General features: G+C 40.9%; 7 protein-coding genes and 2 pseudogenes. 7 read left to right on the top strand and 2 right to left on the bottom strand.

The annotated features are described in order from the left end of the window. Positions 1-499 precede the first annotated feature (499 nt). Positions 500-4,306, top strand: a complete 3,807-nt coding sequence (gene upx, locus EAE89_RS21680; protein WP_054480592.1) for an anti-phage protein Upx — start codon at positions 500-502, stop codon at positions 4,304-4,306. A gap of 459 nt (positions 4,307-4,765) precedes the next feature. Here upx and EAE89_RS21675 read toward each other — a convergent pair whose 3' ends face one another. Further along, the gene (locus EAE89_RS21675) at positions 4,766-5,581 is read right to left on the bottom strand and encodes an RES family NAD+ phosphorylase (protein WP_214086560.1); all 816 of its coding nucleotides are present in this window, start codon (positions 5,579-5,581) and stop codon (positions 4,766-4,768) included. Between the two features lie 85 nt (positions 5,582-5,666). Then, a pseudogene (locus EAE89_RS21670) lies at positions 5,667-6,600 on the bottom strand (integrase domain-containing protein); the annotation flags it as partial. 456 nt (positions 6,601-7,056) lie between these two features. On the opposite strand from EAE89_RS21670, the pseudogene EAE89_RS21665 reads away from it, so the two are divergent. From EAE89_RS21665 to EAE89_RS21640, 6 genes and pseudogenes are all read left to right on the top strand, one after another. Beyond that, a pseudogene (locus tag EAE89_RS21665) lies at positions 7,057-7,909 on the top strand (DUF6387 family protein). Between the two features lie 100 nt (positions 7,910-8,009). After that, positions 8,010-8,216, top strand: coding sequence for a helix-turn-helix transcriptional regulator (locus tag EAE89_RS21660; RefSeq protein ID WP_149617451.1), 207 nt, complete (start codon positions 8,010-8,012; stop codon positions 8,214-8,216). 332 nt (positions 8,217-8,548) lie between these two features. Beyond that, positions 8,549-9,760, top strand: coding sequence for a tyrosine-type recombinase/integrase (locus tag EAE89_RS21655; RefSeq protein ID WP_214086559.1), 1,212 nt, complete (start codon positions 8,549-8,551; stop codon positions 9,758-9,760). A 7-nt stretch (positions 9,761-9,767) separates the two neighbouring features. Beyond that, positions 9,768-11,141, top strand: a complete 1,374-nt coding sequence (locus tag EAE89_RS21650) for a site-specific integrase (protein ID WP_214086558.1) — start codon at positions 9,768-9,770, stop codon at positions 11,139-11,141. Between the two features lie 19 nt (positions 11,142-11,160). Next, positions 11,161-12,657 carry a hypothetical protein gene (locus EAE89_RS21645; protein WP_214086557.1) on the top strand — a complete coding sequence of 499 codons (1,497 nt, stop codon included), beginning with the start codon at positions 11,161-11,163 and terminating at the stop codon, positions 12,655-12,657. Positions 12,658-12,727: 70 nt separating this feature from the next. Then, positions 12,728-12,932 (top strand): helix-turn-helix domain-containing protein (locus tag EAE89_RS21640; RefSeq protein ID WP_214086466.1); only part of this gene is annotated, 205 nt, incomplete at its 3' end.

The following is a 12,932-nucleotide window of genomic DNA, read 5'->3' as shown; positions in this document are numbered from 1 at the left end:
GGGGGCAAACAAGATTCTATCAATATCCAAGCATCATCAGAAATGTCGTAACGTGCCACTATTTTGTTCCTGCATCGAAATCAATCAGATAATAATACTATTAATTGATATTAAGGGACACAGCCTAATATTTCCGTGTGTTAATCAGCGGGAAGCAAGTCACCGCCAACGTAGTTGTTATGAATAGCAGAGGCGAAGCTATTACTGTCGCCTATGAATATTTTGTTGCACGGATAATTCTGAAACGCTACTGAGTTGTTCGCTCGTATCCAATGTGCTTGACTAACACTGATACGTGCTGACTATCTCCAGCGATATTAGTTGACAAAGCAATGCCAACCATTTGAAGAAAGATTTCAAAAGGCCTGCTTCAGGTTAATAGGATACTTTCGCAGGAACTGAATGAAAGAGAGGCAGAGATCAGAGAAAATAGTTTTACATTGGCTTAAAGTGCACATTCTCGCTATTAGTCCTCAAAATCGTTTAGTCAGGAGTTTCCATGAACGAGCATTTCCCTCATCTAAATTTGCATACCTTATTTGAAGAAATGGACGAGCAGGCTGATGGGGTAACGTTTGAATGCTCGTTTGATGACATAGCAAAGAACAACGCCTTGGTTGTCACTGAGCTTGTCAATTTTGAGCGAGATAGCACGGTGGCTTTACTCGCTAGTCTTCTTACTCTCCCTGCTCACCAATCTCAGTGTTTACGCTTCGAGCTCTTGGCAACCCTTGCTCTAATTCACTGCCAAGGTCAACAGGTAGCCACGATCGATGACGCGAAACGATGGCATGCTGCTATTGGGGAGTCGAGCAGTGTCATTGGTGAAGATCCTGCAGAAGACGTCTTCGTATCCCTTGTCGGAAATGAGAGAGGCGATTACCGTGTGCTAGAGGGGATTTGGGAGGCCGCAGGTTTTTATACGCAATTGATAGTCGAAATTGTCTCCGCCATGCCGGATACGCACCGCTATCGCTCGCTTAAACGCGCGATACAGGCACTCCTCCGCCTCTCAGATGTAGTTTGTGCCCGCTCTGGCTTACACCGTTTTCAGGGGGGTGCAGACGGTTTTCCTAACTCTCTTGATACTGGTGGTATTGATGCGAAGACGCTCTGTTCACGTGTAATGTTGTCCGATCGTTTGCTCCGAGCAGAGGGGGTCGTAGTCGCTGACCTAGCACCTTTCATTCTTGATTCATCTCAGATAAGTACGCTTGGAAATCAGGCCCCAGGGGAAGGAATACTCGAACAACGGCCACTGCTCCGCACGCCCGCTGGTCTTGTGGTTATGCTCCCCACAGCCATGACCATAGCACTTCGCCAGGCAGTGATAACATTTGCAAAACGCACAGAAGAATTGGGTACTCTAGACCAAGCGTTAGCCAACGTCTATAGACGTACCTTCTCCGAAATGCCGGTCTTCGGCAATAGCGGGAGGCTAAGACTGACTTGGCAAAAGTACAAGATGACCCGAACGGCGATGGTGACCTCCTTAGTAGATGCAGGTCATTTGATGGTACTCCAATTCGTCTTGCCTTCCATACAGCAACACACCGATACAGGTTTCAACAACATGCTTCAGCTTGATGATGAGACCGCGCAATTTCTAGATGCATCTGTTGAAAAATCCACAGCTGAGCTCGCCAAACAACCCGGCTTCCAGCGCGGTATGGTCGTGCGTGTTGGTTGCGGGTGGGGAGCAGGTTTTGTAGGTATGCCCCCCCAATTGCCTAGTGGTTGGCAATTTGAATGGATGTCTGGTGCGGACTTTGTCCGGCTAGGGTCATTATCCGGTATGTCACCGATTACCTTCTGGCGTGTGCAAGATGCGACTGAAACAATCGAGCAAGCGGGTGTTCGATTATTCAATATGAACGGAACCCTCAACCTTCTTGGATGGATACGTGCCAATGACGGCCATATGGTTCCTCATGACCAGTTGCCAGATGACCGTATCACGCCGGAACACCCGCTAATGCTAATGATTCCCATGAATTTACTCCGTGACGTACGAATAGCAGCAGACACTGGGTATGACCGACACCGCATCAGTGACAACAATGGCAAATGGCATCGAGTGATGAGGCCTTCGGCAGAAGATTTCTTCCCAACCGAACGTGAGAGCAAGTGCTACGCATCAATTGATGATCTTGAAGCGCAACGGCTGACTTGTGTATATGAGGGGCAGGGTAATCTTTGGATAACGCTCGAAGCCCCAGAAATGGAAGATTGGATGCTTCTCGTTGAACTTGCCAAAATGGTTCGAACATGGATTGGGCGGATTGGCGAGTCACTGGAGGTCTTGAGTAAGCAACCAATAAAAAAATCATTAAAGGTGTATCTGCATTTTGAAGGTAATGACAATATCGACCGATTCGATGGTGAGAAGCTTCCTGATAATCTGAATACATTTTGGCGGCTTGAACGAATCCGTGAACATGGGGCGATTCGCGTGGTTCTTCAAGATGGGTATCTTGCAGGTTTTCGTGCATCGGACAACCGTGCAGAACGAGCCCTTGCGCGCGCACTCGGCACGGCGTTTGCCACGCTTATTCGGATGGAAGAGCCGGTCAACAAGGGGGTCACAGTCGAGAAGATGGCAGTGCCTAATGACAAAGCTCGCAGCTTCCACATAATGCAGACATTCGATTTTAACCAGTATTTACGCGGCTCACTGACTCATCCTCTTTTAACTATTGAAGATATTGACTCAGCCGCAGCTCGGATTGAGCTCGGGTGGCGGGCTGTTTCGGCAGATGCTCCATCACGATATCAGGGCAAAAAAGCTGTAGGAAAACTCCTTAATGATGTGGTTGACGTGCTCCTCCAAGACATAAAGAGCGAACTTTCAAGATTTGACCGTAAGCAGACAGTGCTGCGTCTACTCGAAAACGTTATAAAGGCACGTAGCGATGAGCTGCACTGGCGCAGTACGGCAGCAGCTGTCCTCGGTTTGCATGCAGGAGAATGCGGTGTCGAAGAAACGATTGCTAGACAAATGGCTCTCTACGCGGGCGCAGCGTTGACTTCCCAGTTAGTCATTGAACTAGCTGTTTGCTCATGCACGATAAGCGGCGGAATTGAGCCTTCAGATATGGCACTCAGTAAGCTTCTTGCACGTGCATCACTGCTTTTTCGAATAGGTGGTATGTCAGATGCAGTGCGTTTCGGAGCTTTGCCAGCCGATATTCGCATTTCCCCCTTAGGAGATCTCCTCTTTCGCGATGAGCTCGGGGAAATGGTGCTTGAACCGCTGCTTTCAAAAGTCACCAACGAACGGTTTGAGGAACAAGCGGCACAATTCGAGCAGAACTATGTGATAACTGCCGAAGGGGGAGACAAAAAAGATAGTGCTGCTGTTGCAACGATCGATAACGAAACCGAGATTTTCCTTGCATTCTGGAGGGCAGAGATGAGCTTCACTCTCGAGGATGGGATGCGATTTATTCAGCTCCTAGAGTCCATCGGGATAGAGCAAAAATCGGCGCTCTTCGAGATGAGAAGAAGTCAACTAGAGAATGCTGCTAAATCGGCCGGGCTTGCAGATGAAACTATTGATGCATTTCTCAAACAGTTTATCCTCAGCGCGCGTCCGAAATGGGATGTGGTGCCCGATGGATTTGACCTGTCTGATATCTATCCCTGGAGATTTGGCCGACGTCTTTCAGTTGCTGCTCGTCCCTTGTTACAGATTGAAGAAGAGCACGATCCATTAATTGTTATCGCACCTGGACTCTTGAAATTGTCCCTTAAATACGTCTTCGATGGGGCATATTCTGGGCAATTAAAACGCGATTTCTTTCGCACAGAAGGTATGAGAGACACCTGGCTAGGTGGGGCACGGGAAGGACACACATTCGAGAAAACCTTGGAGGCAGAACTTCGTGAAGTTGGTTGGACAGTTCGATGTGGAATAGGATTTCCTGAAATTCTTCGCAGAAATTTACCTAGTGATCCGGGCGACATTGATCTTCTTGCTTGGCGTTCAGACCACAATCAAATTCTCATCATCGAATGCAAGGACCTCTCACTTGCTCGCAATTACTCAGAAGTTGCCTCACAGCTATCTGAATATCAGGGGGATGATATAAAGGGCAAACCAGACAAACTAAAAAAACATCTGAAGCGTGTATTACTCGCCAAAGAAAACATTGCCAATTTTGCCCGTTTCACTTCAGTAGCGAATCCTGAGATTGTGTCGTGGCTTGTTTTCAGTGGTGCCTCTCCCATTGCTTACGCCCAATCCCAAATTGAGGCGCTGGCAGGTACTAATGTTGGGCGCCCAAGTGATCTTCTAAATTTTTGATATAAATGCTGAGCGGCCGGAGTACTTGATGGCCTTGATCTGCTGATACTTGAATAATTGCCACAAGTGGAAACAGGAAAGTAAAATAGAAAGAAATGCGCAGCGATGTCCACTTCAGGCACGGAGTGGACAAGCTCGTAGTGTTGAGGGGCCGCTATGAGCGAACAGTGGACGTTGATTTCTAAATCTTTTTGTTTTTTTATTCAATTCTGTCACTTCAATTTAAAAGCTTTTCAGTCATTTTTATGCTACTTTCACTCAATGGGCCGATTGTCTTTTATACACCTTACGACAAGAGGAGTACAATTTCCGCACGGTTATTGCCCCTGCGCTTTCACAAGACTACTGGCAAACATAAATATTCGTAACCCAGTTGTTTCATACCCCAACCAATAACTAGTGCTGCCGACGATACTCAAAAGAAGCATAATTTACCGTTGCTCGCTCTGCAAAATAGCTTTAGATATTTGCACAGGATGGCTCCTTCCAGATAATGCGGCCATTATCATAGCGTTTTAATCGCTTAAGAAGCCTCCATTCATACAGTCCATAAGGATACTTGTTGGTAATCTCTAGCAGGTACATATCCGCAATATTGGATTTAAGCATCGTGTCGTAGTAGATTGCATAGTTCTTAGCGCCAGAGGATTCTACGCCAGGATATACAATGGCATCCAACGCATTTCTCCCGTTGCGGATTACATCAGCGAGTACTGTGGTATGCAGGTAGCTGTTTTCCTTCGCCCGGCTATCGGCAAGCGTTTCGGCAAGGAAACTGTCTATCAGGAAAATACTGGTTTTCTGCACTTCCAAATACGGAGCAAGAGTCTTTTCTACCAATGGGAAATCCTCGTTGCTCCACTTATGCGCCCTGACAATGTCGCCCAAAAAACCGCAATGCAGTCTCTGTTCCGCTTTCAGGGTAAATGCGGACACATGAACCTTATCCCCCGGTTGGGCGCCGATTTCTGCAAGGCATCCATGATTGCTGATAGAGGCGTATAAAATAGACATCCCCTCCGTATTTAGCCTTCCGGTTCTAGCGTACTGCGCGGGAGGATAAATAATATCAGTAACCTGATTGAACCCCTCCGGGTGGGACTCATCGGTTTTCCTTGCCCGCCACAGGGTCGTGGCGGTGACATCATGAAAACCCATCGGCAACTGGCTTAACAGTTGACGAAATCCACTATAGATGAAATCTCTGTCGTTTGAATTTTTGATCTGCCTGCAAATCTCAGCGACTTCGCCGGGATGCATAATCTGTTTGGTCATTGCCTTATTTGCCTTAGCGGAATAGATTCTATAGGCAGGATGATACCACCACTCTCTAAACAGTTTTATGCCAGCCTTCTATGATTGGCTTGATGCGGCTGGGGAAGATAAATTCTCGGTTGCCACTTACCGGCTTCATCATTTCCAGCACAGTCATTGCTTCATCTGACAAGGGAACAGTATGGTCACGGTTCATTTTCATCCGTGAAGCGGGAATTTTCCATTCTCGCGCTTCAATGTCTACTTCGTCCCAACGAGCTTCAGCCGCTTCGGCAGGGCGGGTGATGGTAAGAAGTTGCCACAGAACAGACATCGTGTTGAAAGGCTAATGCTGGCCGTTCGCATAGTCTGCATCAACTGAGCAACTGATCCGGACGAATGCTGGGCATGTTTTTCTTCTGAGGCTTCTCGAAGGCTTTGCCAATATTAACGCTGGGGACAGCATCAATCAGGCCCGTGTTCTGGGCATATATCATGACTTCATTGATACGTTGGCAAAGACAACGGACGGTTTCCAGTGCTCCTCTGGCCTGAGCCGGTTGAACGGCCTGAACCAGTGTATGAGCTTTAATATCTGTAACGCTAACGTCGCCAATCGCAGGAAAGACATCTCTCTCAAGAGAGCGCCAGATATCCTCTGCATAGTCCTCAGTCACACTGGCTTTCTTAACATTCCACCAACGTTCAGCCACGAGTTGGAAAGTATTGGTTTTAGCTTCAAGCGAACTGCGAAGTTGTTCTTGCTGATGTTCCTGTGGATCGATCTGTTTCGCTAGGAGTGAGTGGGACTCTGCCCGGTAGTTTCTGGCATCGGCAAGGGGAACTGACGGGTAGGGGCCAATGCTCTTCTTCGCACGCTTCTTGGTGACAGGACGAATATAGCGAAACTGCCATATTTTACTCCCGCTGAATTTGATCAGTAGCTCAAGACCATCGCCATCATAGAGAACGTAGTCTGCTTCCTTGGGTTTAGCAGATTCGATTTCCTTAACGGAAAGAGGTTTTGTTTTTCTTGCCATTGCCGGGTTTCCATAGTTTTAGGCACCTCAAAAACAATAAAGCTTTACGAGGTGCCTAACAAGGTGCCTAAAAGGTTCGGATTTAATTAGTTGGCTTCAGACTTCGCGGGACAAATTGAAGGCACAAAAAAGCCCGCAAGGCTTGCGCCATGCGGGCTCTTAGGACTTCATCGGATGACTCTGGTAATCACCGCTGGCGTCCCTGTAACTAGATATCTATTTGATTGAATTTTCTAGATTATTTTTGTTTCTAGCTTTACCTTTGGTTCTATAAAGGAACCATAAATCGTAACGGCATGAACCCCTGAAATTAGTCAGTTGGCAAACTGTATCAAAAAATATCAAACCTCTAAGTTCAACTTCCTGATGGAATCTGAACTCATTTCATTGGCCTTCCTATAACATGTCGATTACGTTAGCTACATACATTAAGTCTAATGCATGTTGGAGATTGTTATGAAAAACTGGTCAGTTGAGCATACGAGAGATGTTAAGAAGTGGCCTGAATATTGATATCTATCGCAAGTTCGAAGAGCTTCCACTCATGCAGCTTTATCATGAACTACTTGCAAGAACCTTGTTCTTCAAACCTTACCATGAAGAATTTGAAGCGAAAGCCGTAAGCCTCTACATCGACAGGATCTTCAATGGAAATCCCTTTCTCATCACAGAAAAGCATTTAGGTTATCTCACAAGAGAAGACACATTGTATCAGCCCCCGCACTTTTTTCTCACAACCACCGAACGACTGGCACAACTCAGTATCGTTGGACTGCGAAATTCATTGTTCTTCTGGGATGGAAGCGATGAGTATTCTGTTAACAGAGAATTCCTCGATAGCCCTGTATCGGAAGTTTTGCCAAAATTGTCCAGGGATACGGTCATGGTCGAAATTGACCTAGCAAACGGGACAGATGAAGAGATCGCTGAATCACTCAAAGCTGCACTTCCTCAATGGCGTAAAGTGCGTGGCATAGAACCAGATATAACGGAAGCTATTCGCTTTGGTTATGGAACGATTAAGAAAATCATCAATTACAGACTCATACCCCTGATTGATATCTTGGTATGGTCAAACCTGCACTAGGTTCGTGTATCCGAAGACCGCCTTTCTCGGCTACTATACACGGATGATGACAATGAGGAACAAACACGTCTTAATCACCAAATTAGAGATACAGACCGACCACTTGCCATGAAAGCGGCAAGCATACCGTTCATCCGTCAGTTCCACCTGTTCATTAACAAAAACGACCATCTCAAAAAGATCAGAGTTTCAGACGTGATGAAAATCGCTGATTCTGACTAAGGTCAACCTCCATTAGCTCTGGCGTTCCCAGCTTCGGTCTCTTTCCTGCTGATTCATTTGTATAGTCGTTTCCATCAAAACGACTCAAGAGGAAACGACTATGAATCAGCACAACACCCGTCTTATTCGCCTCCCTGAAGTTCTCAATCGAACAGGTTATGGTAAAGCTTGGATCTATCATCTAATCAGCAAAGGATGCTTCCCATCGCCAGTAAAAATTGGCTCTCGTGCTGTTGCTTTCATTGAAAGTGAAGTTGAAGAGTGGATTCAATTAACTATCGAAAGTTCAAGAACCAATATTGAGTAATTATTGGAAAAAAAATTATAAGGTTTCACCTTGGGATTTACCAAGGATGTAATTTCAGAGGATGAAAGTGTAAACATAAAATACAACAAAAAATATGCACTTTACTTTTCTATTTACATATTGAATAAAAATCAAGTTAAAATAATGAGTTGAGTTTTACAGGTAAACAGAAAGGATTTTATATTCACCTTAAGGTGAATATAAAATCTCCGGCCTCTCAACGCCCATATTTTGTGGGGAGAGAAATATACAATAAATAAAATTGTAAACTGAATAACAACTATGGTTTATTTAATGTTGGAATTCAGTATATTGTAAACCAGTGAGGAATTATGGCGACTAAAAGTAATTATGGATTAAAGTGTTTTACTTTACAGAATGGTGAGCGTTTTTGTCAGGTGATTAATAAAGAAAGTGGTATCCCTTTATATTATCCCAATCTTTATATTATTCTGGAAAGTAGAAATAGAGGTGCTTCAATATCGACTATTGAACTTGTAGCGGGTAGCTTACTTTCATTTGAACGATTTCTTTTTAATGCGAAAATAGATATTAATCATAGAATAGAAGATTGTGAATTCCTTTCTAATGTGGAAGTTGACGCACTTTATAACTATGTATCAAGAAAGCACAAAGGGGGAAGAGTTGTAAAAATTAAAAGCTTTCCTGAAGTTTCTGATGCTACGAGACATTTTAGAATAACAACAATTATTAAATATATGAAATGGTATACATCAGAGATTATACCATTTATGTCAGATGAGCAGATGTTTAAATTAAATTCATTCATAAAAAGACTTGAAAGCAGGAAACCAAGGTTAAAAAAATTTTATTATATTGATTATGAGAGCAAATCTTTAAATGATGATCAACAGAAGGAGTTGTTGGAAATTATAGAAGTAGGGGGCGATAAAAATCCTTTTAAAACTGATGTCCAGATGAGAAATTATTTACTCATACACATCTTACTTGAACTTGGTATAAGGTGTGGTGAGTTATTGAATATAAAAATAGGCGACATTGATTTTGAGAAAAAAATGCTATCTATTGTCAGAAGACACGATGAAGAAAAAGACTCAAGAAAAAAACAGCCTTTAGTAAAAACCAAAGGAAGAAAACTACCACTATCACCACATTTAATCTCTAAAATTAAAGAATATATAAATAATGATCGAAGGCTAGTACCTGGAGTAAAATCTAATACATATTTATTCATCACTCATAAAGGTGGTTCAACTTCTGGCCATCCCTTATCTATATCATCCTATCATAAGATTATAGATAAAATACGTTCGTCAGGGAGACTACTAAGTAATTTCACTGGACATACATTAAGGCATACTTGGAATTATAGTTTTTCGATGATGGTAATTAATAAGCATGAAAACATGAAAGCATTAAACACTGAAAAGCTTAGATCATATTTGATGGGATGGAAGCAAAACTCTGGAACATCTCAAATATATAATAAAAAATTTATAGAATGTGAATCTCATAGGATTTTGATAAAAATGAGTGAAGGTTTTTTTACTGGTTATGAGTGAGGTATTTATGGGAAATAATCAATTTGTTGAAAACTTACAGAATAAAATTATGTATACTAAAGATAAAATATATAGCTTCGATATCTATCTAAATACCTGGGTGATCGGTAAAGGTATTATTTTAAATTTTAACCTGATAAATCTTTATTTACCTGAAAAGTTCAAACCTATATTCAGGAATGTCATGGCAATCTTTGCTCAAAACTATAGTGCATTCTACGCTAAGAGGATGTTCTGGAGTGCTTATGATTTCTTTAAGAGAGTTAATAGGCAATGTTCAGAAGAAATTACTAATGTCGATTTAAGGAATTATTATATTTTGACTTACAATGATAATTATACATATGTTGAAAGTATAAAGTATTTTTTCAGAAAGTGGCATGAGTTAGGATACTTAGGTATATCGCAATTAACGTATAATTTTTTACTTACATGGCGAATTAAGAAAAAAAATGTTGGGCAAACAGTCAGGACATTCGATCCAGAGGGTGGACCTCTAACAGATAAAGAATTACAAGATCTACATAAAAAATCTCTTGAGGGATATAAAGATCGCAAGATAAACACATTTGATTTTTCACTGCTAAATATTTTGTTATGCACAGGAAGAAGACCTTTACAGATTGCACATCTTAAAAATTCAGACCTAAAAGATAGCAACGGAAATTTTTTTTTAAAGATTCCAAGAGTGAAGCAAAATGGTATATTTCGACAAGAGTTTAAATCTGTCGAGATTCCTAATGGTCTGTATCAAATAATACTTTTATTAATAAATGAAAATATTGAAAAAGTTGAATTAGTATGTTCATACTGCCTTACAGATAAGCAAAAGAAAAGCCTTCCTATATTTCCTGAGTTTTTAAATTTAAAGAGTAGAAAGTTATACTTGCAAAAGGATATTTATGATGATGATTTTCTTCATGTTCATTCTGACAAGATATCCAGAAGATTGAAATCCATTAGTAAGACTATTGGTGTTATCTCTCACAGAACAAATAGAGTATTAATTCTAAACGCAAGAAGGCTTAGATATACGATTGGAACAAGAGCCGCAAGAGAGGGGTGCGATGCTTCTGTTATAGCTGATCTATTAGATCATTCGTCGACTAAAACGGTTCAAACCTACATAAAAAATGTTCCTGAAAACGCGAAAAAAATAGATGATGTATTATCAGAGTTATTAATTCCTTATGCACAATCATTTTATAGGGAAGGCGCGTTCGGGAGTATTCATTGGCTTGATAATGTTATATTCAAAATGGAGGTTGTCTTTGAAAAAATTAAAGAAAATATTTCTATTGATGATGAGGATACATTATTTTTATTACATGACGCACTTATGCTTATAAAGAAATATCGTAGAGCTGATTGTATTAAGTAAACATTAAGAGGACAATGCTATGGATATATGCAATTTAGAGTTCAACAGAGATATATTTATAAATGAATGCAAAACAGCCTCGCTATCGCCTAAAATTATTTCTTGGGAAAAATTCAAGTGGGGATCTGAAATTTTATTCTATAAATTGAATCTCAACAATGAAAGAGGAAAGGATAAGAAGCTTCTTAACAAAGAATTTATTGATTTAGCTAAAGCAATAATTTGGCATGAATGTTTAGAAAACTCATTAAAAGCAAAAAATTATCTGGTTTCTCTTAGGTTAATAGAGTCGTCATTGCTTAACTACTATGAAGAAGCCAATATTTGTTTGTTGACGTATAAAATACTGGAACATGCTCAGAAATTGGCTTTTGATAAATACTGCAACAATAATGCAAAAAAACGTTGCAGAAACATTCATAAAATAGTTCAGGTACTTGTTTCAAAAAAAATTGTCTCCGCTAATCTAAGGCTTTGGGACTGTGAGTTTAAAGGATATGAAGATTTTCTTTTACCAAGTGAATGTGGTCATAAATTACCCAATCAAAATGTCATTTTTTTCTTGAGTGAGTTATTTTCAAAACCTTTAGAAAATCAGAGAGATATTTTCACCACATCAATATTTGCATTGTTGATGTCTGCGCCTTGGAGGATATCTGAAGTAATCAACCTGACGAATGATTGTGAGGTTATACAGAAGAGCATGGATGGTGTACCAAGATATGGACTTCGCTACATCGGTGCAAAAGGGTATGGAGAAGATGTTAAGTGGATACCTTCTGTGATGCAGCCAGTAGTCAAGGAAGCATTAAAAAGATTAAGGACCTTATCTTTTGATGCTCGTTTATTAGCGAATATTTTAGAAGAAATCGATGAAAGTAGAAAGAATGGTAAGGTCGTATTTAATGGAAAATTGATTGAGAAGATAAAGGGGATTTATACTGAGGAAAATAACATTAGTATTGCAACAATAAAAGATGTTCATGATATTGTAGCTATTATAGAGGACAATAAACCTAAAGATTTTCCATTTGTTAACGGAAACAAAAAGTTAAAATATAGCAACATGCTATGTTTATTGAATAAAAATCAGATGCATGCAACAAATAAATTATCAAAATATGAGATTTATATGCCAACAAGAAAATTCTTTAGTATGGATTTGTATTATAATGAAAACGGAAATCAAAACATGAGATGGAAGAATATTTTTCAAAGAAATGGTATAGCTGAACAGAGAAAATATTTTTTACGATCACATCAAATAAGACACCTCATCAACACTTTAGCTCAGAGAGGGGGGTTATCGGACGTAGAAGTGGCTAAATGGTCGGGAAGAACTAAAGTTATACAAAACAGAGTATATGATCATATGACTGATGATGAATTATTTGATATTGCAGTCGATTTTATACAAGATACACAATCTGAATACAGTGATACAAAAGAAAATATATTAGATAATGCTCCCTCATTAAAAGATATCATAAAAGAAATTAGGGGCGGATTCGACTAATAAGTGCAATTTTTCAGAAGGGAGGTCAGTTGCTATAGTAGGCATCTTTCTCGCCAAAGGAAAATGCACTATGGCCTATACACAACTGACCGAAACAGAAAGATACCCGATTTCCAGTTTAAAAGAAGCGGGTTTTTCACAGCTTTTCATTGCGGAGTCACTTAAGCGAAGTCCATCGACCATCAGCAGAGAATTGAAGAGAAATCAAGAAGTCCAGACATACTGCCCTGAACAGGCTCATTTGAAGGTATTGGTGCGTCGTCATTTTGCTAAGA

This window comes from Photorhabdus heterorhabditis (genome assembly GCF_018448905.1).
Classification (GTDB): domain Bacteria; phylum Pseudomonadota; class Gammaproteobacteria; order Enterobacterales; family Enterobacteriaceae; genus Photorhabdus; species Photorhabdus heterorhabditis.
This window is presented reverse-complemented; position numbering and strand designations above follow the sequence as displayed.